This is a genomic window from Corynebacterium pseudotuberculosis (assembly GCF_002155265.1).
GTDB classification, from domain to species: Bacteria; Actinomycetota; Actinomycetes; order Mycobacteriales; family Mycobacteriaceae; genus Corynebacterium; species Corynebacterium pseudotuberculosis.
In genome coordinates this window covers 1,773,105-1,798,713 of record NZ_CP021251.1, presented here as the reverse complement: position 1 = coordinate 1,798,713, position 25,609 = coordinate 1,773,105, and the positions used below count along the sequence as shown (strand labels likewise).

General features: G+C 47.2%; 16 protein-coding genes and 1 tRNA gene. 14 read left to right on the top strand and 3 right to left on the bottom strand.

Features of this window, described 5'->3' with window-relative positions; all coding sequences use genetic code 11:
- Window positions 1–3: 3 nt before the first annotated feature.
- The 3 genes from cmk (at window position 4) to CpATCC19410_RS08285 (ending at window position 4,112) form a co-directional block, all read left to right on the top strand.
- A complete protein-coding gene (gene cmk / locus CpATCC19410_RS08295; protein ID WP_013241837.1) occupies window positions 4–720 on the top strand; it encodes a (d)CMP kinase in 717 nt (238 codons plus the stop codon).
- Window positions 713–2,335 (top strand): ribosome biogenesis GTPase Der, encoded by a 1,623-nt coding sequence (der, locus tag CpATCC19410_RS08290; RefSeq protein WP_014522401.1) that lies wholly within the window; start codon window positions 713–715, stop codon window positions 2,333–2,335. Before cmk ends, der begins: the two co-directional genes overlap by 8 nt.
- Before the next feature lie 391 nt (window positions 2,336–2,726).
- A complete protein-coding gene (locus CpATCC19410_RS08285; RefSeq protein WP_013241839.1) occupies window positions 2,727–4,112 on the top strand; it encodes an anaerobic C4-dicarboxylate transporter in 1,386 nt (461 codons plus the stop codon).
- Between the two features lie 93 nt (window positions 4,113–4,205).
- On the opposite strand, the gene CpATCC19410_RS08280 is transcribed toward CpATCC19410_RS08285, so the two are convergent.
- Window positions 4,206–5,045, bottom strand: coding sequence for a class I SAM-dependent methyltransferase (locus CpATCC19410_RS08280; protein WP_013241840.1), 840 nt, complete (start codon window positions 5,043–5,045; stop codon window positions 4,206–4,208).
- Window positions 5,046–5,282: 237 nt separating this feature from the next.
- On the opposite strand from CpATCC19410_RS08280, the gene CpATCC19410_RS08275 reads away from it, so the two are divergent.
- The 11 genes from CpATCC19410_RS08275 to CpATCC19410_RS08225 all read left to right on the top strand — a co-directional run bounded on the left by CpATCC19410_RS08275 (window position 5,283) and on the right by CpATCC19410_RS08225 (window position 23,275).
- Entirely contained in the window at window positions 5,283–6,527 is a 1,245-nt protein-coding gene (locus tag CpATCC19410_RS08275) for an alpha/beta hydrolase (protein ID WP_013241841.1), read from the top strand.
- Window positions 6,527–9,223 carry a bifunctional lysylphosphatidylglycerol flippase/synthetase MprF gene (locus CpATCC19410_RS08270; protein ID WP_014522402.1) on the top strand — a complete coding sequence of 899 codons (2,697 nt, stop codon included), beginning with the start codon at window positions 6,527–6,529 and terminating at the stop codon, window positions 9,221–9,223. Before CpATCC19410_RS08275 ends, CpATCC19410_RS08270 begins: the two co-directional genes overlap by 1 nt.
- A gap of 129 nt (window positions 9,224–9,352) precedes the next feature.
- On the top strand, window positions 9,353–10,258 hold the full coding sequence (locus CpATCC19410_RS08265; protein ID WP_014401159.1) for an ABC transporter substrate-binding protein: 906 nt from the start codon (window positions 9,353–9,355) through the stop codon (window positions 10,256–10,258).
- Window positions 10,259–10,314: 56 nt separating this feature from the next.
- Window positions 10,315–11,283, top strand: coding sequence for a FecCD family ABC transporter permease (locus CpATCC19410_RS08260; RefSeq protein WP_013241844.1), 969 nt, complete (start codon window positions 10,315–10,317; stop codon window positions 11,281–11,283).
- Window positions 11,284–11,287: 4 nt separating this feature from the next.
- Entirely contained in the window at window positions 11,288–12,319 is a 1,032-nt protein-coding gene (locus tag CpATCC19410_RS08255; RefSeq protein WP_013241845.1) for a FecCD family ABC transporter permease, read from the top strand.
- Window positions 12,319–13,140 carry an ABC transporter ATP-binding protein gene (locus tag CpATCC19410_RS08250; protein ID WP_013241846.1) on the top strand — a complete coding sequence of 274 codons (822 nt, stop codon included), beginning with the start codon at window positions 12,319–12,321 and terminating at the stop codon, window positions 13,138–13,140. The genes CpATCC19410_RS08255 and CpATCC19410_RS08250 overlap by 1 nt, the downstream gene beginning before the upstream one ends.
- A 21-nt stretch (window positions 13,141–13,161) precedes the next feature.
- Window positions 13,162–16,551 carry an IucA/IucC family protein gene (locus CpATCC19410_RS08245; protein ID WP_013241847.1) on the top strand — a complete coding sequence of 1,130 codons (3,390 nt, stop codon included), beginning with the start codon at window positions 13,162–13,164 and terminating at the stop codon, window positions 16,549–16,551.
- On the top strand, window positions 16,536–17,840 hold the full coding sequence (locus CpATCC19410_RS08240) for an MFS transporter (protein WP_013241848.1): 1,305 nt from the start codon (window positions 16,536–16,538) through the stop codon (window positions 17,838–17,840). The genes CpATCC19410_RS08245 and CpATCC19410_RS08240 overlap by 16 nt, the downstream gene beginning before the upstream one ends.
- 1,541 nt (window positions 17,841–19,381) lie before the next feature.
- On the top strand, window positions 19,382–20,896 hold the full coding sequence (locus CpATCC19410_RS08230; RefSeq protein ID WP_228026798.1) for an Ig-like domain-containing protein: 1,515 nt from the start codon (window positions 19,382–19,384) through the stop codon (window positions 20,894–20,896).
- Window positions 20,875–21,114, top strand: coding sequence for a DUF5979 domain-containing protein (locus tag CpATCC19410_RS11055; RefSeq protein ID WP_227985940.1), 240 nt, complete (start codon window positions 20,875–20,877; stop codon window positions 21,112–21,114). The genes CpATCC19410_RS08230 and CpATCC19410_RS11055 overlap by 22 nt, the downstream gene beginning before the upstream one ends.
- A gap of 10 nt (window positions 21,115–21,124) precedes the next feature.
- Window positions 21,125–23,275 (top strand): DUF5979 domain-containing protein, encoded by a 2,151-nt coding sequence (locus tag CpATCC19410_RS08225; protein WP_014522713.1) that lies wholly within the window; start codon window positions 21,125–21,127, stop codon window positions 23,273–23,275.
- A 1,790-nt stretch (window positions 23,276–25,065) separates the two neighbouring features.
- Here CpATCC19410_RS08225 and CpATCC19410_RS08215 read toward each other — a convergent pair.
- Window positions 25,066–25,142: transfer RNA gene (locus CpATCC19410_RS08215), tRNA-Pro, on the bottom strand.
- Window positions 25,143–25,216: 74 nt separating this feature from the next.
- On the bottom strand, window positions 25,217–25,606 hold the full coding sequence (locus CpATCC19410_RS08210) for a YchJ family protein (RefSeq protein ID WP_014401164.1): 390 nt from the start codon (window positions 25,604–25,606) through the stop codon (window positions 25,217–25,219).
- Window positions 25,607–25,609 lie beyond the last annotated feature (3 nt).

Here is a 25,609-nt window from a genome sequence, read left to right as displayed (position 1 = left end):
TCTATGAACAAACAGCTTTCTAATATGCCGGGAAACGGACTGATCGTTGCTATCGACGGTCCATCGGGCGCCGGAAAATCAACGGTATGCCGTGCAATTGCGGCTGAGCTTGGAGCTAAGTACTTAGATACTGGCGCGATGTATCGTGTGGCTACGCTGCATGTCTTACGCCAGAACATTGATCCACGTGATTGCGAAGCAGTAGCAAAGGCAACGGAAAAGCTTCCTTTGGCAATTAATGATGATCCTGCTTCGCGCAGTGTCATCCTTGATGGTGAAGATGTTGCTTCAGGGATTCGTGGGGCTGAGGTAACCAGAAACGTTTCTGAGGTTTCAGCCAATCCTGCAGTTCGTACTAATTTGGTTGCGTTGCAGCGTCGTTTAGCTTCCGCCGCGCAACGCTGCATTCTTGATGGACGTGACATTGGAACGAATGTCTTAGTTGATGCGCCTGTCAAGATTTTTCTTACTGCTTCCCCGGAGGTCCGGGCCACTCGGCGTTTTGAACAAGACCGGGAGGCTGGCCGAACGGTGAATTATGAAGATGTCTTAGAGGACGTGAAAAAGCGGGATCATATTGACTCGACTCGTGCTGTCGATCCTCTGCGACCTGCCGCTGACGCGGTGATCGTAGACTCTTCTGAGCTGTCCCTTGAACAAGTGATCGAAACAATAATCGCGCTCATCAAACGCTCTTCTGAAAGGAACTCCAATGAGTGATAAACGTATATCTCAAGAAGACAACGATGAGACAACCTTTGTCTATCACACACCGCATGGAGAGATGGATGCGGCGGGGGTCTTCGCTGAAGAGGACGTAGTGGTCCCAGGCGGCGGCTATGCAGCTTCTGATTTTGATGAAAACGACTACAACTTTGAGTTTTCAACGGATGAATCAAAGAACTTTGTTTTTGATGAGTCCGAGTTCGCCGAGCCTGATTTTGGAGAAGACTATGGGGAGGAGGACTGGGAGGAGCTCGAGCGGAGCTTTGGCATTGATGCTGAAGGTGTTACCCGCGAGAACCTCTGCACTGTTGCGATTGTAGGGCGTCCAAACGTAGGAAAATCTTCTCTGGTCAATCGTTTCCTGGGGCGCAGAGAAGCAGTTGTTGAGGATTTCCCAGGTGTTACCCGAGACCGAGTTTCTTATCTGGCGGACTGGGGCGGACAGCGATTTTGGGTTCAGGATACTGGCGGTTGGGATCCCAATGTAAAGGGGATCCATGGCGCGATTGCTCGTCAAGCAGAAGTAGCCATGGCTACGGCCGATGTCATCATCATGGTAGTGGATACTAAAGTTGGCATCACTGAGACCGATTCTGTGATGGCTCGTAAACTTCAACGCGCTGAGGTTCCCGTATTGCTCGTAGCAAATAAGTTTGATTCCGATAGCCAATATGCAGACATGGCAGAGTTTTACGCTTTGGCCCTGGGGGATCCTTGGCCGGTTTCTGCACAGCATGGTCGTGGTGGCGCTGATGTCTTAGAACAAGTACTGGCGGCTTTCCCAGAAGAGCCTAGATCGGCATCGATCGTGGAGGGACCCCGTCGTGTTGCTTTGGTGGGCAAACCGAATGTTGGCAAGTCTTCCTTGCTCAACAAGATTTCTGGTGAAGATCGTTCGGTGGTAGACAACGCCTCTGGAACTACTGTTGATCCTGTTGACTCGCTGGTGCAGTTAGACCAAAAACTGTGGAAGTTTATTGATACTGCTGGTCTCCGCAAGAAAGTCAAGAACGCTCAGGGGCATGAATACTACGCGTCATTGCGTACCCGCGGTGTCATTGACGCTGCGGAGGTCTGCGTATTCATGATCGACTCCTCTGAACCAGTATCCGAGCAGGACCAACGAGTATTGGCCATGATCCTTGAGGCAGGCAAAGCCTTAGTGCTTGTCTTTAACAAATGGGACTTGATGGATGAAGACCGCCGGTGGGAGCTGGATCGAGAAATTGATCAGCAGCTGGCCCATATTCCATGGGTAAAGCGCGTTAATATTTCTGCGAAAACTGGTCGTGCTTTGCAAAAGCTAGAGCCATATATGCTTGAGGCTCTTGAAAACTGGGATAAACGAGTAAGCACAGGTCAACTCAATACCTGGTTGCGTGCAACTATTGCACAAAATCCTCCGCCAATGAAAGGTGGGCGAGTCCCTCGCGTTTTGTTTGCTACTCAGGCAACTACCCAACCTCCAACGATTGTGCTGTTCACAACCGGATTCTTGGATGCCGGCTATCGCCGTTATCTGGAACGTAAATTCCGAGAGTCATTTGGCTTTGAAGGAACTCCAGTAAAAATCGCCGTTAGGGTGCGTGAAAGACGATCTCAAAAATAATGCTGCTGTAGTTCAAGATGAGGTCATATTCTCCTTGAGAGGATATGACCTCATCTTTTTATTCTGTAAAAATTGAGCCCCTCAAGGTGGGGGTACTTATAATGCAACGTGTTAATGATTTTGCATAATCGTTCTTGCTAAAAAATCGCATAACAAAGTTATTTTTCTTGAAAAATGTGGATGCTCTAGATGTTTTTGCTGGTGCCTGCAGGACTTTTTGTAACTAGAACTCAATGGTCAAACGAGTATTGCCAAATTGAGAGACAGTGAAATATGTCTCTATATATTAATTTTGTGACGTATTTGGATGCGCTTTAAGCTGGGTTCGACAACGACTGAGAGTCTTCCTAGGGGAGAGAAACTAGTCTGTTCTTCGCTGAAAGGGGCATCCATGCTCGCAACAATCCTCGATCCGATGTCGGGGTTTGCCACTAGTATTCAAGTAATCCTCATTCTCGCCTGCCTCGTGTTGGGAACACGATATGGCGGCATGGGGTTAGGTTTAATTTCCGGTATCGGTCTTCTTATCCTGACATTCCTCTTTGGTCTTAAACCGGGAGATCCACCGGTATCGGTCATGTTGACGATTATCGCTGTGATTGGATGCGCGGCGACGTTGCAGCAGGCAAAAGGCCTTGATGTGATGATGCAGTTTGCTGAACGGATCCTGCGTAAACATCCTGAGCGCATCACGATCTTGGCGCCCATCACCACGTGGACTCTAACCGTTTTATGTGGAACGGGACATGTTGTGTACACGATGTTCCCGATTATCGATGACATCGCGGTGAAAACGAACATTCGTCCAGAACGCCCCATGGCGGTTTCCTCTACAGCGGCACAGATGGGTATTACCGCCTCGCCTGTATCCGTAGCTATGGTGTCTCTTGCGTCAATTCTTGCGGAAAACGCGGGAGTGACGGGCGCAGCTTTTTCTATTCCTCAGATCCTTGCAGTCGCACTACCCGCGTCGTTGAGCGGTGTGCTCGTTGCTGCTCTATGGTCTTTACGTCGTGGTAAAGACTTGGATAAAGACGAGGAATTCCAGGAGCGTCTCAAAGATCCAGCTTTCAAAGAGACAGTTTATGGGGATTCGCATTCGCTTATCGGGCAGAAATTTGAAAAGAGTGCTTATCGAGCCACATACATTTTCCTAGCCGCGATCGTTCTTGTGGTGATTCTTGGAGCCGCGGAATGGTTACGTCCAAGCTTCCCAGCTAAGAATGGCGATTTGAAGGCATTGTCAATGAATTTGGTTATTCAGATGATTATGCTTGTCGCTGGTGCCTGCATCATGTTGTTCTGCAAGGCAGATGCTGGAAAAGTTGCCTCGACAACTGTGTTCAAAGCTGGCATGACTGCTGTCTTCTCAGTGTTTGGTGTGGCTTGGATGGCTGACACCTTCTTCCAGGCACACCTGGATAAGCTTGTTGAGGGGCTTAGTGGTGTTGTGCAAAACCATGCATGGGCATACGCGGTCGTCCTGCTTATTGTTTCTAAACTGGTGAATTCTCAAGGCGCAGCAATTGTGGCCATTGTTCCGCTTGGTTTGAAGCTAGGCGTGAGCCCGGAAACTGTTATCGGTTTTATCGGCGCTGCTTATGGTTACTTTATCCTGCCAACCTATCCATCGGACCTAGCGTGTATTGGATTTGATAAGACAGGTACCACGCGTATCGGTAAATTCGTGATTAATCATTCGTTTATCATTCCAGGATTTATCTGCGTGATCACTTCCTGCATAATTGGTACTCTCTTGGCCCAAATCTTGCTTTAAAAGTCTAAACCGAAGTGCCTAAAGCAAAGCTCAGCGCCACACAATGAAGAACGTGGCGCTGAGCTTTTGTATATTAAAAAATCTGTTTGCTATCTACGCTTTGGACAATAAAAAAGCATCGCACCGGTACGGAAGCTCTATTAGATCTGTATCTGAAAAACCAAGGTGTTCATTGAGGTACCAGGAAAGATTAGATGTAACTTTTTCTCGAGTTTTTTCTGAAGATCTGAGCCAATATGAGCGAGTATGTGTAAGCAGATGGATAGATGTGGTGGTCATGGGTTGAGACCATTTCAATCGAACTTCTTTTTTGACAAACCAAGGGTCGTAGAAAGTAGGGGTGAATCCTTCTTTGAGGGTGTCTCCAGAATGCATAATGCGGGATAGTCGGTGAACCCAGGGGATAGATACATCCAAAGTATTCCAAATAAGTAATATTTGACCTAATGGGCCAGTGATCCTATCGAACTCCTGGGACGCAAGGGCTGCATCAAGCCAATGCCATGTCTGGGCGCAAGTGATTGCATCAAAAGCGCCACTTTTTACAGAGGTATTCTCTGCTGTTGCGATCCATGCGGGTACCGCAAGATGGCTTTGTAAAGTTCGTACCATGTCTTCGCTGGGATCCAGAGCTAAGACGTGATGTCCGCGTTCTTTAAGTTGCTCGGTGAGTTTACCCGTACCGCATCCTACGTCGAGAAGCTTCGCGCTGGTAGAAGACTCTAACAGGTCAAGAGCCTCTGTGGGGTAAGAGGGGCGAGCTTTGTGATAGTCGTATGCTCCTGACTCAAATGCACGAGCTGAAAGGTTGCGGTGTTCGCGACTATGGAATTTAGGGGCATCTCGTTGGGAAATTGGAGGTGCATTAAGTGGTGGCACAAAGGCTTGAGACACGGCATTTGAGCTTCGGAAATTAGATTTATTTTCGCACATTGCTTACTTATGGTAGCTGGATGACTACGTTGGTACTTAATAAATTGACGTTCTAAGGAGGCCTTTGGTTCTCCTCGAAATTTGATATTTGGTAAGCAGTTGCGACGACCGCATGGGATATGTAAGAAAAACATGTGTTTTCCAATACATATTTTTAATAGAAGCGGTGTACTGTTAGTTCGTTCTGGAAGCCTAGATAAGGCTTGTTTTAGTCCTGAGAATGATTGAGATCTCTGTATGCAATTTCTTAAAGATATAAGCCTCACAGACCCACCCGTGAGCTGGGCGGTTTATGCGTGTGGTGTTATTGCGCTCTTGATAGTTCTGAGAGGACTTAAATCGAAACGAATTGTGGTTGTTTCGATGATCTGGGCAGTGACCTCAGTTCTGGCTATGATCGTGTGCAAATACTTTATTGAAGTCGTATGGAAGCCCTTCCCAGACGTTGTTCCCACAAAAGTATATATAGCCTGGGGCATCGTTATTTTCGTGTTTCTCTGTACCCTTACCCATACCGGTACGCGCATTTCCACTGCCATAGCCATTCTTATTGCTATGGCCTGCGCAGCGGGAGTGACAAATATTCATTACCAAACATACCCAGATGTGGCTTCGCTTAATCCAAAGCCTGTGGCAAAAGAAATGAGCTTTGATGCGTTCAATGCTGCGGGACGGACCCCGTCGGATGGTTCCGGGGAGACAGGCGCAATTGTAACTGTTCCTTTTGCAGGAACTAGCTCAGGTTTTCCGGCGCGAGATGCTATAGCCTATGTCCCACCAGCGTATTGGTCTCAGCCAGAAACGCGCCTCCCAGTTTTAGTTTTGATGGCGGGCAATCCGGGACAGCCTTCAGACTGGTTTGAATCTGGTCAGGTCGGCAGAGTAGCGGATCACTATCAGAAGACGCATGGGGGTGTATCGCCTATCGTGATCAGCGTAGATGGCACTGCTACATTCACCGGAAATCCTATTTGCGTGGATGGTCCGCAGTATAAGGTGATGACGTATATGAGCAAAGACGTGCCAGAGCTGATTAAGCAAAAATTTAGGGTCAATGAAGACCAGAAGACGTGGACTATCGGCGGATTAAGCTATGGCGGAACTTGCAGCTTGCAGATTATGACCAATCATCCAGATTCTTATGGCGCATTTCTGAATATGTCTGGGCAAGCAGAGCCGACTGTTGGCAACCACGCGGATACAGTTAAACAATTTTTTGGCGGGAACGAGGCTGCTTTCCAAGCTGTAAATCCCGCGCAACTGTTAAGTTCCAAGCGTTACGACGGGATTCCAGGGCGCTTTGTGGCCGGGCAAACAGATCCGTTAGCGCAACAAGAGCTGATGCACCTTAACGATCTTGCTATGAAAGCTGGAATGAAAACGGAGTATTTTACAGTTGAAGGTGGCCATGACTTTAAAACATGGCGAAATGCTATTGCGCAACATTTTGATTGGATTGCTCAACGAGGAGGCCTTAGCTAATGTCACCGACCACGGGCGTAACCGCAGAACGCGTCAATGAAGACATAAAAGATGATGATAAGGCTAATGCGGAGTTCAACCGATCTTCGACAAAATTCTCCGCGAGGATGATACGCAATTATTTAGATAAAACACGGATTGCATGGATTCCTATCACGTCAATACGACGGATACTTTTCCCTATATTTACTTCCGGGAAAAGCATTATTAAACGAGTCCCGATCTCGTTTTTGTTGCTTGCTCTCTTATGGATTCTTTATGCAAGCATTGATCATCCGCGAGATGTGCTGGGATTGAACTCATCGGAGAAACTACCATCGTGGCACCTTCTTACTGCAGGCTTTACGGTAGGTTCGCATCAATCCGCAGTATTGGCAACTCTCGGAATTCTATTTTTGGCTGTTCCTGCTGAATTTGTGCTGGGATCGACTCGATTCTTAGTAGCAGTTGGGGTACTAAACGGAATTTCTATTCCACTAGGGATCCTTAGCGCTCGCTTTATTGAGACTTTAGGTCTTAATCAGTGGGGTAATGACCTGCTTAATGAGACACTACTGAGTCCGAGCGGCTGGATTTTTGGAACTGCTGCAGTCGCCTCTTCCGCAATGTCTACGTTGTGGCGGCGTCGACTCAGACTGGTGCTCTTTTCTCTGTCCTTTACTCTAGTGCTGTTTTCTGGGACCTTGACAGATTCAGTAGCAACGGTGGCTACTATCATCGGTACCATTATTGGGGCTGTTCAACTTGGGGGAAGAAAATACCAGAGAATAAAGATCATTTTCCGGCGTCCCTCGCTTAGAGAATCTCGTATTTTGGTAGCAGTGCTCTGTATGAGTGTGGCTTTGGGACCTGTTGTTGTTGCCTTTAACCCTTACGCGCACGGTCCATTTTCTATGGTGACCAGCTTGATGTGGCAGCCGCATATTTCTTCAGCTGATGTGGCAGAGATTTGTGCACCAGATTATTCCTCACCAGAATGCATCGATGCACTAACTCTGACTCGACAAACGGGTTTTGCAGCTATTTTTGCTAACTTAGTCCCGGTTATTGCGCAGTTAATCTTCTGTATTGGCCTGATCCGTGGACGTCGAGTAGCTTGGGGCTTCTCTCTTGTGCTGCAGTGCTTGTCGCTTTTTGCGATCGCAGTTCAGCTTATTGCGATTACTGATGAACGCGGCAATTCGCTAATTTTCACAGTCAATTTCTTTGAAGTCATGTTGCCGTGGTTAGTTACACTATTGGCTCTTGGCGTTAGCCAACGACTGTTCTTTGTGAATGTAGAGCGTAAAGAGGTTGTACGAAACCTGTCATTAATTTTGGCCACGTTTGTGATCACAGCGTTAACGTGGATAATAGGCGTTTATTATCTGGCAGATAACTTTAGCTCGTTGGATTCTTTGCTTTATGCCTTTTATGAATTGCCTAGTAGATATCTTCCTCCGGCTTTATCTTTAGTACTACAACACGTGCTGTATCCGGAGAGCCAACCTGCCTGGATACTTTATCAATGGGTAGGGGCAGTGTTCTGGATGGTGGCATTGTTTGCCCTTTACAGACTCATCATGAGCATCCCTGCGACTGGACATAATGCGTCGGATATTGTCACAGCTCGCAAGATCCTACGTAATGGTTCTGGTGATCATCTGTCTTGGATGAGTATGTGGGACGGAAATAGTTTCTGGTTTGCTGCGCCTAAGTTAGAGGAGAATGCTGCTGAGACTCCAGCTGAAGACGAGTCCCAAACTGAGCCGCTCCCGCGTGGTTTTGTTGCGTTTAGATTGGTTAAAGGCATAGCGGTAACTCTCGGAGAACCTGTGGTTCTGGATCAGAAAGACAGGTTGGCTGTAGCGCGAGAATTCAAAGCATATGCGTCTGGGCGCGGATGGCGAGTCGCATGGTATTCCACGCGTGAGGAGTTTGCTGAGGAAATCCGTGTTGATGGCTTTAGAAAGCTGCATGTTGCAGAAGAATCTGTTTTGCATACCACCAACACCGAATTTAAAGGGAAGAAGTTTCAAAACATCCGTACTGCGCGTAATCGAGCTGTTAAAGAAGGCATTAGCACAGTATGGACATCTTGGGCAGAGGCCTCTCCTGATCTGCAAAATAGGATTGTTGTGCTTTCTGAGGAATGGGTTTCAGAAAGAGCATTGCCCGAAATGGGATTCACGCTTGGCACTCTGGAAGAGCTCAAAGACTCTGAGACCAAGTTACTGGTTGCAGTCGATGAAAATGGGCATGTACATGGTATAACAAGCTGGTTGCCTGTTCACGAAAACGGTGTTCTTGCCGGGTACACTTTGGACTTCATGCGTCGCGACGCCAACGGCTTCCGGCCTGTCATTGAGTTTTTGCTGGCTGAAGCACTGATTAAGGCGAAAGAACTCGGGTGCTCGTGGGTCTCACTTTCGGGAGCGCCGCTTGCCCCGCCATCGGGACAAACAATGCCTACGCTTCTCGACGCAACACTGAATAAGGCAGGAGAAGCTATCGAACCTTTGTATGGGTTTAGATCTTTGGCGGCATCCAAATATAAGTTCCACCCTGAACATCGAGCCTGGTATTTATGCTATGACGACGAGCTAGCTTTGCCGACAATCGGCCTAGCGGTTTCTCAATGTTATCTCCCTCAGCTAAGCGCTAAAGACGCTCGTGCCGCGCTTATTACTTGGGTACGAGCACAGCGAATGCCATAAGTATTTTTAAGCCCCTGGGTGAAGCTCCTCATTCTTCATCCAGGGGCATTTATCTGAGCAGGAAGTTTCTTTGGGTTGATGGGGAAAAATAATTTTGCGTAAAGAACACAGACATTGCAGTATTAAGGTATGCAAAGCAAACCTAATTTTTTGAGTATGCCTTGGCGGAATGTTCTGTTCGCTGGATTCATAGCAATGATGGCTATTGTGGCCCTGATCTTGGGCGGATGCTCTACGACCAACAGCACGAATTCCGCAGGAGAAGGTTCTAAAGAAGCACAACAGGCTTCGGCAAAGCGGGTTGTTGCGTTGGACTGGCGGTACGAGGAAATCCTTTATGCTCTTGGGGTACAACCTGTGGGGATAGTGGAAATAGGTAAGTCAAAAGAACCCCAAACTCTTAAAGGAAAATTGGGTGACGCCACCTCTGTAGGCCAAGCTAAGCAGCCAAATCTAGAGGTGATCCAATCCCTCGAACCTGACCTTATTCTTGCTAGCCCTACACGCCAAGCAGGGATTATGGAGCAGCTAAAAAACATTGCCCCCACAGAGGCATATCAAGATACCAGTTATGTTGATGTCCTTGACTCAATGGATAGTATTGCGAAAATTCTAGGAAAAGAAGATAAAGCAGCGGAGGTGCGAAGCCGCATAGAATCTAAAATCGGAACGGCTAAAAACAAAGTAGCGCCCGGTACCCGGACTGCCTTGATCGGATGGTCCAAAAATACACTGTATACCTGGGTGAAAGATTCTTTCCCTGGGTCACTATTAACGGCCGTAGGATACGATTATGGTTTTGACGGGCAAAAATCAGCGATTGAGTCCAAGACAGACGTAGCAGAATTGACCGGTGACAAATTGCCTGGAATGAAGCTTGATGTCATGTATCTGTACAACGACATCGAGGGATTCCGCGCCAGCCCCTATGCCGGGGTTGTTCATAAGATCGTGAATGTTGAACAGGATACGTGGTCGCGGTCGCGAGGCCCACTGGCAGCAGAAGCAATGCTGGATCAGATTATTAGCTCTTAGCTGTGCTCGGGTATCAGAAAAAGCAGAAAGGAGGCTCACTAAAAAAAGGAGCCTCCTTGGTTGCATGCGTGTTTGTCTGCGTTCTTATCGTCGCATCGCTATCTGCATGGAAATTGCTGCAGGTTGAGGCGCCAAAAGAAGCGCCGTGGTTATATCAAGAGATTTGGTTGGGAACGCGTGATCGCTTATTGGGGGCAATCCTTATCGGTGCTGCGCTAGGGACTGCCGGGGTATTACTACGAACTGCCACATCGAATCCTCTCGCTGATCCGCACATTACGGGAGTCAACGCAGGTGCAGCCTTCGGCGCAGTGGCATCAAGCTTTATAACTGGTTCATCTACCGGTGTGTACTTGCTTCCGGGAGCTCTTATCGGGGCATCAGTGGCATCTGGAATTACCCTGGTCTTTAGCTTGCGTGGAAAAAATCCAGATTTGTCGGGAGCAAACGCAATCCAAAAAATGGTTTTATTAGGGATTGCCGTTTCTGCAGTTTTTAGTGCGATGACCTCAATTTTCTTAGTTTTGGATGAAGCCCAACTGACCACGGTTCTGGCATGGCTCAATGGCCGCCTTGGCGGCGTTCGGTTGCCCGAGCTTATACCTGTGATTATTGCTGTTGCTGTTCTATTACCAATTTTGTTTGCGGCTGGAAGAGCCCTCGACGCGTTGAGCACCGGTGAATCTGTTAGTAAAGCGATCGGCGCAAACCCAGCTTTGGTAAGAAAATGGGTCGTGATTTCCGCCGTAATCCTTACTGCTACATGTGTGTCAGCAGCCGGGCCGATTGGCTTTTTGGGCCTCTTATCCGCAGTAATCGCTCAACGATTATGCGGGAGAACGCACCGATTTGTCCTCATCTCTGCGGCGTTTGTGGGATCAACGGTGCTGCTGGTTGCGGATACTATAGGACAGCAATTGTGGGCGCCAGCAGAGACCCCAGTGGGTATCCTCACAGCCGTCGCGGGCGTGCCTCTGTTGTTATGGGGTATTCGGCATACGGGATCTACAAGAAGGCCAAGGTAGACCTATGAAAAGAAATAAAGAATTACTCTTGAAAAACTCGGCTGAAGCCTCACAGTACTCGAACAAAAAGTTCGCCACTGTTGTAGGTATTTGTATTGCTTTATTGGCCTTTGCCTGCATTATCGGAATGGCGATTGGAGCAGTACAAAAACCACTTATTGATGTTATAACGGGTGTTATAGCCGGAGAAGATCTTTATTGGCGATACCGCATGCCACGTGTTGTCGTAGGGATGCTAGCTGGGATTGGCATGTCTATATCGGGATGCTTGCTTCAGGTGGGATTGCGTAATCCCCTTGCCGCTCCTGATACTTTAGGTATTACTGCTGGCGGAGGTTTGCTCGCCGTTCTAGCTCTTTTGGGGTTTGGCACGCTTCCAGCAGCTTTTTTGACTCCCATTGCCTTTCTTGGTTCTTTGCTTGGAGCCGTTCTTGTCTTTGTCGCCGCAGGTAAATCTATTATTGATCCAGCTCGCTTAGCCTTGACTGGAGTTGCGGTTTCTGTGGGGCTCGCTGCCGTAACACAACTGCTTCTTGTCAGAGCTGCGCCTGAAGCGGGGGCTGCGATGACTTGGCTGAAAGGCTCTCTATATGCGCGTACGGTGAGCGACGCTATGACTGTGGCTCCGATTATTGCCGCTAGTTTTATCGTTGTCATGGTATATGCCCGCCATTTCAATACCTTGACGCTGGATGACTCGACAATGAAAAGCATTGGTGCGCGTGTGCGATTTTTACGCTTGGGGACTATGGGTATTGCGGTACTTTGCGGTGCTGCATCGGTTGCTGCTGCCGGGGTCCTCGGTTTTGTAGGGCTCATTGTGCCGCATGCCGCAAAGCTACTTGTGGGGCAGTCTTTAACCAAGCAGGTACCGGTTGCAGCGTTGGCAGGAGCCGCTATCGTCGTGGGCGCCGACGCCGTGGGGAGGTGGGCCTTTGCCCCGACAGAAATACCTGTGGGAGCGCTTATTGCAATTGCCGGAGCACCATATTTTATTTATCTGGTTCTCAACGTAACCAGAGTTCAGGGGACATAATGTTTGACCGAAAAAATGATAACGCATGTGTATCTAGTGAACCCCAGCTCGCTTGTAGGGGTGTTTCCGCGGGATATGGCGGAGATCTGATAATAAAAGATATCTCGGTGACTATTCCCGCTGGGAAAATTACTGCGTTGATTGGTCCGAATGGCTGTGGCAAATCAACTTTGCTCAAACTATTAGGGAATCAATTAAAAGGTGAGCACGGGCAAGTTACATTAGGCGAGCGCGATCTTGACACCTTTTCTGCTCGTGATTTTGCCCGTCAGGTTTCTTTTTTACCTCAGCAACCGGTTGTTCCTGAAGGCATGACAGTGCGGGAGCTTATCGCTTTTGGCCGTTATCCGTACACGGGTGCCTTTGCTTCTTTAAGCGATTCAGATCAGCGAGCTATCGACGAGGCCTCAAGGCTCACTAGCGTTGATACCTTCTTAGGGCAATCTGCGATGGAATTGTCCGGCGGCCAAAAACAACGCATGTGGATCGCGATGACTCTAGCGCAGGAGACCTCTATTATGCTGCTGGATGAGCCAACCACGTTTTTAGATCCTGCACATCAATTAGCTATTTTGGAATTAGTCAAGTCCCTGAATGAGAAGGGAAGGACTATCGTGATGGTAGTCCATGATATGGCACATGCTGCTAAGTTCTCTGATCATGTTGTGGTGATGAAGAACGGAAAAATTCTTGAACAGGGGCCAACAGAAACCACTTTGAACCCAACACTGATTAAGAAAGCTTTTAGTATTTCCACGCTTATGGTGACAGATCCAGAAACTGGGAGAAAGCTTCCCATTGCTTATGGAATTCACAAGTAACTAAAGGTAGCCTTGGCTACCATGATGGATGAAAATTTTAAAAAAATTAGTAAATTTAAAGATATATCTTTGTTTTATCGATCTTCCGAAGTTGATATTCATCAGAGATTAATTGCTGCGCTTCAACAGGAAAAATTGCTGTGTGATGAGGCGATCTTGGAGGAGCGAGTTATAAAATCTTGGCAGAATGATTCTCCTGCTGAGTTACTCCGTAAGCTGGCAGAAACAGGAGCTCTTGCCGTAGACGCAACCAACCTTGATCGGACATGCGAAGAAATCGCAGACGGAGTAATGGGACTTGCGCGGGCTAGAGCTGGTATTTCTTCTCGGTGGAAAGAAAAACGAGAAGAACTTTCTGCTGAAACACGTAGCAGTCTGGATCAAACTCCCTTTTCTACCCTCGTTGCGGCGATGCTGCAACGATGCTCCGTGGCTAATTCATCTGCATTATTAGCTAGATGTGAACAATTAGTATGTGATGGGCACCCTTCGCATCCTGCTGCAAAGACTTCCTTGGGACTCGGTGAATCCTGGCCAGGAGTTCTTCCAGAGCAAGTTGAGTCGTATGAATTACGGTTTGTTGCAGTACCTCAGGAATTTGTTGTAGCCAAAGGTGCAGATATGCGGGAGGAACTGGCTAATTTACTTCCAAAATTCTCTCAAATATTGGAAAAGGAACTGTTAAAAGAGGGGCGGGAAGAGCAAGCAGTCATTCCTGTTCACCCATATCAGTGGTACTCGGTAATTAGAAAAGAGTTTTCTCAAGAAATTTCAGATGGGGTAATACAGCTGCTTCATGCCACTATCCCAGCCGAACCGCTTATGTCTGTTCGGACTGTACGGGTGAGCGACGGGATAGGTACAGCTCATATTAAACTTGCATTGGAAGTGCAGCTTACAGGAGCCGTTCGTGGCATTTCTGAAAGCGCAGTAAAAGCACCTTTGATTTCTTCTGTGCTTGATTCAATTATGTCGCTGGATTCGGGCTTTGTTCCCCGCACATCAGACGATGAGCCTGGGTTTAACCTTGTTCGAGATAAAGCTTCGATTAGGTGGGCTGCAAACGTAGGAATCCGGGCACATTGCTTAGGCGCGATACTTCGAGAAGACCCTGCACAGAATATGCGTTCTGGCGATGTGGCTTTGCCTGCGGCAACGCTGATGGCACAAAACCCACTCACCGGAAACTGTGTTTTTAAAGATCTACTTAAAGAGTTATCTCACAGCTCGTGTCTAGAGACTCCAGAGCTTATAGAGGAATGGTTTAGTGCTCTAGGACGACTGCTTTTTGTGCCGGCATCCGCTTTATTAGCACGCTGGGGAATCGCGCTTGAGCCACACCCGCAAAATGTTGTCTTGGTATTACGTAATGGCATGCCACACAAGGTATTTGTACGAGATTTGGGAGGCTGTCGGCTGTGGGCCAAGGGGCCGTTGTTAGAACACAGCGTAGGACAGAACATTATTAATGAGATCGCTGGTACCGCGCTGAGCGAAGACGATGCGGTACGGCTTGTAGATAAAACGTTTTATCCGCTGGTTACTAATCTGTATCGGAATCTCTTAAACTGTCTTTTTTTGGAAAAGCATCAGGTAGAAGACATATCTACTAAACTTGCACATTTGCTCGCGGGTGAATATTGGCGCAGCCGTGCAGCTAAATTTGGCTCAGAATCGCCCATGCAGACATCCATGGAGGAGCATTTATTGCTTGTCTATGGCCGCCTTTTAGGCAGTAAATTGCCTGTTAAACGAATACTCGGAATGCGTCTTTCCGGTGCTGTGACAGAGCAAGAATACGTGTTTGATCAAAATCCACTAGAGCTTAAAGCCTTTTTAAGTCAAAAACATTTATACGGAAAAATTGAACGGAGCATAGATTGGGCTGAATCGTGTGTGCACAATAGAGTGAACGCTGCGGCTAAAGATGAAGGTCTTTCTGAGTCTGATCTAGCAGTCTTATCAAAAGACATAAGAAATGCCACAGAAAATCTCTCCCTTGTCCGGACGCAAGTGGAGCAACGCATAAGCAAGAATAGCCGGAGTCTATGGACTTTGATCCAGTATCTGCCGCCTCATGAAGCCATGGTCACTGCCGACTCGATAGGCATCAGCGGACACAACGTGCATCCATTGGCAAAACTTCGGCGAGGTTTCTCCACAGAGGAGTCCGTGTCCTATGGGCCCGAGTCTTATTCCACCGTAGATTTACGGTTGTTAGCGGTGCGACGTGATCTGCTGGAAACCTCCACGGCAACGGGGTTTCATGATTTTTTCACCCGTCATTTTGCAGCCCATATCGATGCTGCGGCTAAGGAACTTTGCCGACTGGGGCATGATGCACAAAAATTTGAGATAATTCCAGTTCACCCGTGGCAATGGCAACACGTGATTTCAGAAATTTATGCACAGGAAATTAACGATGGGGCAGTAGTGATTATTCCTCATGTGACGCTGGCCGTGCGGCCCACGATTTCTTTGCGCACGGCCATTCCGCATGCGCCATCTGAATTAGGACAAAGACCTTTTATCAAATGTGCAGTTGACGTTGTACTTACATCGACCCGACGTTCTATTTCTCAAAATAGTGCGTTGGGCACACCACGTGTTGCCAAACTCGTGAAACAGGCGGTTGCATATGTGCAGGAAAACATGGGCGCTTCTCCACGCGTAAAGGTTATTCCAGAGCTATCGGGCGTGACGTTGGCCAGAGGCATGAGGAACTCAGATGAAGCTGCTAGACGGGGTTTGTCTGTTTTGCTTCGCGACGACGCCGCGAATTATTTAGAAGACGGAGAAATAGCGATAAGCGCTTGTGCATTACGTGGGCACGAGGGAATTCTAGCGAGTCCGTTGCAAGAACTCGGCCTGGATTTTCTGCGTAGATACACCTTTGATCTTATGAGCACAGTCCTGAGCCTCATGAGCTTCCGCGGAATTGCTTTAGAGCAGCATTTACAAAACACGATGGTTCGTATCGCTTTTGTAAACGGAAAACCTGTTTATCGAGGTCTTCTATTAAGAGATTTTTCTGGATTGCGTGCGTACTTACCAAGGCTTAATCAATGGTGCGAGCAAAACCCATTTGAGCCCAAAGCAATAACCCTGACAGAGGATTATGAAGAATTCATTAATAAGGGATTCTACGCCTCTGTTTTTGGGAACCTCGACGGCATTGTTGCTGAGATTGCCAGCTTCCACGGAGCCGATATCGACGAGCTATGGAAGATCGTGTGCGTGGAGATCGAGCGTTTCATCGATGGCCTACCATGTCCGCTTCCAGAGGATGATGCCCAATGGTTGCGTCGAGAAGCTATTAGACGCAAAGGGTTTCTATCCATGGGGATGGATAACACAGGAAAGGATATATACATTGACGTAGCAAACCCACTGCAATGCATAAAACGTTGATGTATAAAGTGGATAAGCCGAGCGGCATTCGTCTACTCATAGGACAAGCGCTACTTTCTCGAATCGCAAGCTCGGCTGAACTCGTAGCGCTCAACTGGTGGATTTTTCATACCACAGGATCATCTACTCTGGTTGCCCTTGTAACCTTTGCCAGGCTTTTCCCATTGATTTTGGCTGCCCCCAAGTTGGGATCTATGTCTGATAGAAAAGATCCCACCCGGCTGCTTGCTTTTGTGCTTTTTACTGGCAGCGCATCCACACTGGCAGTAGCCGGGTTGGTTTTGGCGGCGGCTCATACTTCATTTCTGAGCCCCGAAAAAACAGTATGGCTTGTGTGCGGTGTTGTGGCTATTCGTGCTTTTATAACTTCTGCCGAGCCAGCGATTAGAAACGTAGTCTTAACCAGGCTGAGTAAAGACATAATGTTTATGTCGAATATGTCATCTTTATCATTGGTCTTAACCCTTTCGCTTGCAATCGGGCCAGCGCTTTCAGGTTTTTTGATGGTGATCGGTGGGGTTTCTTTTGCAATTTCTATGAGTGCAGCGCTGTATAGCATCGCTGCCATCATTGCTGTGAGAATATCCGTCCAAGAAAGAAAGCGGAAAGGTAAATTTAGCGCTTCCGAAAAAGAAGTAGCTATGTGTGAAGAACCTGGACAACAAAAAAATAAAAAGACTTTTGCAATTATTCAAGCAGAAATACGTAAGCAACCTGCTCTCGGTGCGCAACTAATTTTGGCGGCAGGTCCAATGCTTTTTGTATTTCCTTATACTGCGATGCTCCCTGTTATAGCGCATTCGGCTTTCGAAGAGAATGCGGAACACGGCGTGGCACTTATGGCAGGATCCGCCGGCATCGGCGCGGCCTTGGGAGCGTTAGCGATAAAAAGATGGGTGAAAAAGCCCGCGGCGATGATAGCGTTTTATAGTGCTTTTCTCCTGGTAATCCCGCTTGTCGGACTTGCCACATCGCTTTCTACCGGAAACATCGCTTGGGTAAATCTTTTACTTCTTGGGGGTATTGGGCTTATTGGGCAGCTGTATCGTACGACTAATCGAGTCGCAACATTGGTATTAGCTCCAGAAGTGCACCGAGGACTTTTTAGTGGAATTTCTCAAACAGACCGCGCGCTCATTCCATGTGGGGCATTTTTCTTGGGAGTGATCGCAGATTATACGAGCGCAAGCGTGATGATCGTCTGCATGATCGTCGGCAATATTTTGCTTGTTTTGCCAGCCCTCGCACTAGTTCTGAGAAGCAGGGGAAGGAAGAGCGTTGGGGTATGAGATGAATGGGAAAGGGGATAGAAGAAAGATACTCTGAGCTGAAAAGGTCTAAAAGCAGGAAAACATTTTTTAAGTAGTGGGTGTCCCTATTTTGTCAAGCCTAGAATGGATTTTTTAAATGAAACTCTTGGGGTGGGTTTTAGGCATGGTTATTGGGGCCATCAATTGGTGTTGCTGGGCCTGATTGCTGCTCGGTTTAGACTGCGGTTGATGTTTTATAGGTGCCTCTTGGCAGAATTCCTTGTTTTTTGAGCATGGTGTAGATGATGTTGCATCTGTGTTGAGGTCTTGATGTCGATCCCCGGCATACTCATCAAGGCCTCGGAAAGAGGGAGATTTTCCAGCACGCTGTCGATCTGGCCGGCGCTAGGTCTTTAGTGTTTTACTGTTGGCTGCCAGTTGTGGGATAACAAGCTCAGTTGCCTCGACTCTGGGAATAGTAACGGTTTGTGCCGCTAGTGCCACGAAAATGTTGTCTAACAGCACGTCCGGGTTGTGATGGGTTTTCCTGGATAGCCAAGCCAAGCCAAGGCTCGGCTAAGGTCAGCCTTTGGTCTTTGTAATAGGTGAGCAAGTTCAGTACCGGGGTGCGGGTAAGTGTGCTGTTAGCGAAAACATGCTCCAGGCTAGGGTAGATTTGGGTGAAGCACTGTGTAGCCTATTGTGACTGGTTGTGGCGTAGTCATAAGCAATACTCATTGAAGCGGACAGCATTTGAGAGTCGAGGCTACTTTGCTGTTTCGGTCAACAGCACGTAGCTGTATGGGTATTGTGCGGGTAGTATCAGCGGCGATGAGCACGTCGCGCTTGTCTGTTTTCGTAATAGATCTGCAGATTTACGCATTGTAAGACCTGGTAAATATCCGACTTCGTAGTCGTAATCACGGGTGACAGCAATCGGAAGTACACCGATCGTGTTGGGTGGTCGACGACAACGAGTACGGTGCCGTGTTGCTGGAGTTAGTGAAAACATCTTCTAGCTCAGTTTTGAGTTGAGGCAACGGTTTGTCGAAAACCTTGTTGCCGTCATGCTCCTAGAAAACGAAATAGATATGCCGTTGTTCCAGTCGCTGGGGCCATGACATTCGTTGCGAGCACCCATGCTTGCAACGAGACCTGTTTTGAAAATTAGCCGTGTCCCTATCAGCTGTCATCGACCGTCCTAGGCCTCCCCGACGGTACCGTCTCGGATCATGAAGACTACAGGGCGACTAAGTCATGCCGGGGACCAGCGATTCCCCCTAATTATCGGGGATACTCACAACGTAATAGGGACGGTCTGGAGATTAGAAACACTAGAACTCCGAAAACAATAAACTTCAACATCGTTTTTTGAATAGTTTCGCGCAATCAAGTTATAATAGATTGCTCGTCATTTTAGAAAATAAATTGAGAAAACTCTTGGTTTATTGCTAGTGACCTGATTTTTAGCGAAATGAGAATAATGATGTGTTAGAGAAGTCTCGTGCGGACAGCGAGTACTTTTGAATCGTTTAGCAAGAAATATTCGCTTATTGCAGGGAGTATGTTTGCTGACCGTCGTGACTCTTGTATTTTCTATTTTAAACATTGGAGTTATGGTTCCGACTACCAACGCACAGAATGCTGAGTGTGCAGGTAGATGGGAAAACCTAAAGTGGGAAGAGGGGCAAGGCGTAAAAAACGGCAGTTATACGGACGCAAATCAGTTCTCCGTTGCGACTTTTGATTGGTCAGTTCCTGATACGTCGAAAGCCGGTCAGACTTTTACGCTGCAGTTACCTAGTCAGCTAAAACCTGCTTCAGGTGCACCTAATGCTTTTGAACTGAAAGATGCGAGCGGTGTGAAAGTTGCCGATGCCGTTTGGGAGGGGAAGGTTCTTACAATAACTCTTGCTGACTATGCGGATTCACATTTTAATGTGATAGGTCAAGCTCGTATATCGCTCGAATGGGATCGAGCCAACATCGATACAAACCGTGGATATGACAGCAAAACTGATGGATTATTGAATTTTTATGGTTGTGGTAATGGCGGACTCGAAGGTGTCTATCCTAAAGATGGTCCCTCCGGTGATACACATGAAAATGGAAAAAGAGGCCAATATGCGGGCGAATATGTGGTAGAAGGAATCCCTTATTACCTCAGTCGCTGGACGATATATGTTGATGGCAGGACCAAAGGAAACAACGGAATTAATGAATTCACGGTTACAGATACTGCTCCTGTTGGCCATAAATTTGTTTGTGATTCCAAATATTCCAGAAACTTCATACCTACTGAGGTAGGAACTTTCTATCAAGGTATTTACCATAGAGACAGCATTATCGATGCTTCTGAAAGGAAGCAGGGTGGGAGTTATACAGGCATAACGGCGAGGGGAATACTTCACACGGGTTATGGATTTGAGCTGAGCTGCTCAGAAAATCTTCTCACGGTCCGCTTTCCATATGGGGTATCACAAAATTCTGGTCCGCTCATTAACTTCTATACCTACACCACCGAGCGTCCGCGGCCTTTCTCTTCTCAGAAGAATACGGCATATGTCGGCGATAAACCGATAGAAGGATTTACCTATATACCAGGTGCAGAAGGGTCCGGTTCTGGCAATGTTGGCGGTTTTTCGATCAAGAAAGTTGTCATGGGTGGCGCTGGAACCCAGGTTCCAGCGTCATTCAAATTCAAGTACAAGTGTGTACGTGACTCGAACATAATTGAGAAAACCGTTGATGTCTCTCCGAATGATGGTTTTATTCACATCAAAAACATTGAGAAAGGCATGCGTTGTGAGGTAACAGAAGTTTCCTCGGAAAACACAATTCCTAAGTCCCGTTTGACATGGGAAATAGATGGTACCCCCGCAGACAAAGCTAACTTTGAAGTGCGCTCTCCAGAGGAGAAATCCATCGACCTCATCGCAATTAACACCTATGATGCTGCTCCAGAAACTGGAACTTTCACTATCACCAAGAAGGTTTCCGGCTGGGATGAGGAAAAGGCGAAAACAAAGAGTTTACTTTTAACTATCAATGCGAAGTTGCTGGGCAGGATGAAATTAAGGGGAAAATCCAGGTAAAAGGTAACGCGCAGAAGGCATTCATCTCTCAACAAATTCCTGTGGGTGCAAAGTGCAAAGTCACCGAACAAACTGATAGTGCACAGATCGAGGGGTACTCGTTAAAGACGACGATTAGCCCGGCGGAGGTGACTATCACAAATACTGAGGTTGATAGTGTGATCGGCTTTGAGGTAGTCAATCAATATCAAAAAAAATTCAGGTACTTTCAAGATTGAGAAGCAATTGGTGGGTGCAGATGATGTCGTTAAGCAGTTAGAAGATCGTGAGTTTACTTTCAAATATACTTGCTGCAACGATGCTGAAGCTATTGCAAAAGTCTCTAAGAACAAGCCGTTTGAATCACCAAAACAGTATCCCTTGGGAACTGAATGCACGGTGAAAGAAGAAGCCATAGATACTGAAGTTAAATGGCAAAAGTGGACTCATACGCTTACTCCTTCCGATGGAAAAATTAAGATCAATGCAGAAAATACTGCAAAGGTGGTGGCCTCAAATACGTACACACAGGTCCCTAAAGGCAAGTTCACTGTGAACAAGAAGCTTGAAGGACCAGCAACTTTGCTTGCGGATGAGTCTGTCCAAAACCGTAAATTCAAAGGGCGATACCGTTGTGGCACTCAAGAATGGACTCAGTTCGAGTTTTCTGTGAAAGTTCCTTTTGTTTCTCCTGAATACCCAGAGGAAACTTTATGTTATATAGAAGAGCGTACTGACAGTACAGAAATTTCGGGTTTTACGTGGTCAGAAGTCAACGGCAACAAACAGAAGCTTTCGATCCTGCATGACAATAATGCAAACATTCAGGTTGAGCTGATCAATAAGTACACTCAAAAAATTGGAGGTTTTAAACTCACCAAGTTTGTTGATGGTCCTGCAGCTTCGCTGGCAAAAGGTATTGAGTACAAATTTGATTATGTGTGTGGCGAGAAAACAGGCTCGCTTAGGGTCAAGGAAGGCGAGACTGTTGACAGTCCTGCTGACATTCCTATCAATACGGAATGCGCTATTACAGAATCGGAAGTTAATGCCCCAGCAGGTGTTACGTGGGTAGGTATGCTTCTCAACAGTGAAAAGTTCATTATTAAAGAAGGCGAGACCGTTAATATCCATGCCAAGAATACTTTTGAGCATTCAAAGGGCGGGTTCTCAATCCTTAAGACTGTAGGCGGAGACGCTGCGGATTTAAGTATGTTTAAATCGAAGCATTATGAGTTCAATTATGTATGTGATCAGCCAAATGGTCAGCTAGTTAAAGGAACTATCAGCGCAACCCCTGGAAAGAGCGTTGTAGTCAAAGACATACTCGTTGGTTCTAAGTGTGAGGTAACCGAGGCTCAGAGTGCTTATCCGAACGTCGACTGGTTGGTTGAGTTTTCGGGTGAAGGTGTAGAATCCGAGGGAAATAAGGCAACGTTTAATATTGCGGATTCCAATAGCCCCTCAGTCAACCTGAAGGTAAAGAACACTTTCACTCAATATAAAGGTGGATTCTCTATTGAAAAGTCCGTTATTGTTGAGGAGGGGATTAAGACTCCGCAAGAGTTTGTCTTCACATGGACATGTGGTAACACGAATGGCGAGGTTAAAGTACCCGTTAAAAATGGCAAGGGTTTTGTGGATGTTTCCGAAGAGAAGATCCCTGTTGGTACTTCATGTGTAGTGGTTGAAAAAGACTCCAGGGTTGCTGGGGCAGAGCTAGCGACTGAGTGGAAGAACCAAAGATTCACGATCGGAAAGAGATCAGAAATTGTTCAGGTTTCTGCGACGAATACCTATAAGCATGAGACCGGTGGATTCCTAATCGAGAAACAAATTATTGGTGGTGCTAGGGATAAAGCAGTCGATAAGACGTTTACATTCAATTACGTATGTAACAAGGATGGCAAAGAAATAAGAAAAGCATCTACGCAGATTAAAGGGGAAGGAAGCTCCGAGTTTATCGATGCACTACCTGTCGGAACCGAATGTCGCATAGAGGAGCAAGATGCCAAGATCGCTGGAGCGTTTTGGAAGCACACCATCTCTGATCAGGGAAAATTCAAGATTTCTAGTGCGAACGTGATCTATAAGATAGCGGTGGTCAATGGCTATGAATCTCCTAATTTCCTTCCAATTCTCCCTTTGATACCAATCATCCCGTTGGTACCTTTTATTGTCGGACCGCCACAGCCGCCGGTGATTACGCCTGTAGCGCCAATATCAAAGACTCCTCCAAGCGAGGAACCCCATGAGGTAAAGGCTGTTCCTGCGCGTGATAAGTCTTCGCTGGCGAAGACGGGTGCAAACACGTTAGGGATCGCTTTTGTCGCGGTCTTGCTAGTCGGAATAGGACTGTTGCTGGTACGTCGTAATCGGAAACGTGCAAGAACAAACTGAGAAGACTAGAAAATAATCCATTTTCTACTGTCCGGAAATAATTGAAGTACACCATGTACAGTGGTGTACTTCAATTTCATGCCTTTACACTTCATGGGAAAGCTCAAATGCTGAATGATTGGATGGTTTGACGATGAGGTTTGCATAAGTCTGTCATCTTATTAACCCCCGCGGTTACATATTTTGGTGCGAGTTTATGCACTCGCACACGGCGAGGAGTGAGTAGCGGGTTTTTTGAATGACCGCGTGTGTATGACCAAAAACAAGTCTCAACCTAGCGGTGGGGTGTGGCTGGTTAGTATTAGTTATAGTGGCCTTTAGCAGGACCGCTTTAACAGTTTTGTAAGGTCGCTGGTTACAGTTGGTGTCTATTGGTAATAACGGGCTTATGTTATCGTTCCTGCGGAAAACCACTCAGGATTTCCTTAGTCACTCTTTATGTAGCCTCTGCTGAGAATAAGCAAGATACCCTGTTGCCATAAAACCAGTGCGGCGGGTAGATATGGTGGTAACCTCCGCCGGAAACATTGACCCTCCACAGCTGCGCTAGCGGAGTGCTAACCCCAATGAACTTGCATTACAACCCACAGCAATTAAGACAATGGCACTCTTTATGGCCATATAACGGTCTGAGAATGTCTAGATGCACGATGCATTAGCGTTGTTGTTTTCGTTTCCCTAGCTCACATGTATACACCGAGGATGCTTGAGATATTATCGCATCCTAATGTCCTGCCTATTTCTTTTGGGGTTGTTCCGGTCTCTGGTAACCGGGTGATTAGGTGCACATGCCCGTAGTGCGAGGATATGTTGTTGTCTATTGCTGCTCGTTTTTAGCAGCTGCAAAACGTGTCCGATACGAGGCGTCAAACACGGCAGCGCCTGTAACTGCCCTAGTGACGTAATCGTCAGGCCCGGCTTGTAGGCGCATAAATCTTCACGAACCATCGGTAGAAACTCGCTGAGTAAGGGGACTTTTCTAAACCTGCTCGTGTTTTTTGGGGGCATTCCATTTTCACCGATCCTAAGGTCGTGACACAAGCACATCACCGTTACAAAACGGTAGGGATATGTATCTGGTACAGGATGCTTTTTAGGTCAGAGGTAGCCGGTAGTTCTTTAACTGTCGTGGTCACCCGGCGTAGTTCAGGACGAATATAAACGGAGTTGCTGTCGATATTCACAGTCCACAGCCAGAGTCATATCGGCCCATAGTTTCTGATACGTGCGATTGTTTCGAGTGCGTATCAGGGTGCGCAGTAACGGTATCCTGCCACCATTGAGCAATGATATCCCACGTTAGTTTGTTAATCGGTGTTTTGCAGAGGCGTTTATAATTCAGCACCCGTGTCCTCATGGTGGTGTCATAAACGACACGGGTCGATTCTTGTACCTGCGACTGTATGGTGCTCAACCAGATATGCATCATTTCGCTAACAGTTGGCATTTTCTCTACATAAACTTTTGTTGCTGGTGGTTCCCAGCAATCAAGTTTTATTAGTCGTTGCTGGTTAGCAATCCAGGCCCACGCGTCTTTTCTACGCGTGTAGGTTGATGGTCCTTTATACGTGTGTCCGGCCGACCCTTAGTAACAGGCCTGGCATCGTCCACTAGAAAACGTGCGTATTCCACAAATTTTTGTGCCACGAATGTGCCATTTTCTTCCCGCATCTGCGTTTTCGGGGCTTAGAGAACGGAGAGGTTCATGTTACAGTAGTAGGTGCCCGGAAAAGGGAATAGGGAGAAAAACCCTGCTCTAGAGGTGTAAAAACACCACCTGAACAGGGCTTTGGTCGGACTGACAGGATTTGAACCTGCGACCCCTTGACCCCCAGTCAAGTGCGCTACCAAGCTGCGCCACAGTCCGATGTTGTTTTGGCAACTGCTATAGGTTACATCATTGTGATTGTGGAATGCGAATTCGCAGGTAGTGGTAGGAAATTAGGTAACTATTCCGTTAACGTAGGTCCAGAGGCCTTCGACACGGGTGAAATGGGAGCGCTCGTGGTGCTTTCCCCGTGACCCTTCAAACTCGTAACAGGCTGTGAAATCTACGGTTCCTTCAGTGTCTAGTAATCCGCCCTGTGTGGAATCGTGAACGATAAGTCGTGTCCATACCAAGGCGGGGTCTAACTCTAAGTCAGTGGGGCGAGTTAAAGGGTGCCATGTTGCAGCGAGATACTGGGGGTTTCCTATTGCAAAAGCGGTAAACCGTGATCTCATAAGGGCGGTCGCTGTAGGGGCAATTTTGGAGAAATTAATGAGTGGCTGGCAGCACTCGTGAAAAGGTAGTGACGTCATACATGGGCATGCTGTGACTTGGTTAGACATGGA

Bases quoted from the DNA above. Each gene is read 5' to 3' on its own strand.
- cmk (WP_013241837.1), top strand. From the start codon at position 4: ATGAACAAACAGCTTTCTAATATGCCGGGAAACGGACTGATCGTTGCT.
- der (WP_014522401.1), top strand. From the start codon at position 713: ATGAGTGATAAACGTATATCTCAAGAAGACAACGATGAGACAACCTTT.
- CpATCC19410_RS08285 (WP_013241839.1), top strand. From the start codon at position 2,727: ATGCTCGCAACAATCCTCGATCCGATGTCGGGGTTTGCCACTAGTATT.
- CpATCC19410_RS08280 (WP_013241840.1), bottom strand. From the start codon at position 5,045: ATGTGCGAAAATAAATCTAATTTCCGAAGCTCAAATGCCGTGTCTCAA.
- CpATCC19410_RS08275 (WP_013241841.1), top strand. From the start codon at position 5,283: ATGCAATTTCTTAAAGATATAAGCCTCACAGACCCACCCGTGAGCTGG.
- CpATCC19410_RS08270 (WP_014522402.1), top strand. From the start codon at position 6,527: ATGTCACCGACCACGGGCGTAACCGCAGAACGCGTCAATGAAGACATA.
- CpATCC19410_RS08265 (WP_014401159.1), top strand. From the start codon at position 9,353: ATGCAAAGCAAACCTAATTTTTTGAGTATGCCTTGGCGGAATGTTCTG.
- CpATCC19410_RS08255 (WP_013241845.1), top strand. From the start codon at position 11,288: ATGAAAAGAAATAAAGAATTACTCTTGAAAAACTCGGCTGAAGCCTCA.
- CpATCC19410_RS08250 (WP_013241846.1), top strand. From the start codon at position 12,319: ATGTTTGACCGAAAAAATGATAACGCATGTGTATCTAGTGAACCCCAG.
- CpATCC19410_RS08245 (WP_013241847.1), top strand. From the start codon at position 13,162: ATGATGGATGAAAATTTTAAAAAAATTAGTAAATTTAAAGATATATCT.
- CpATCC19410_RS08240 (WP_013241848.1), top strand. From the start codon at position 16,536: ATGCATAAAACGTTGATGTATAAAGTGGATAAGCCGAGCGGCATTCGT.
- CpATCC19410_RS08210 (WP_014401164.1), bottom strand. From the start codon at position 25,606: ATGTCTAACCAAGTCACAGCATGCCCATGTATGACGTCACTACCTTTT.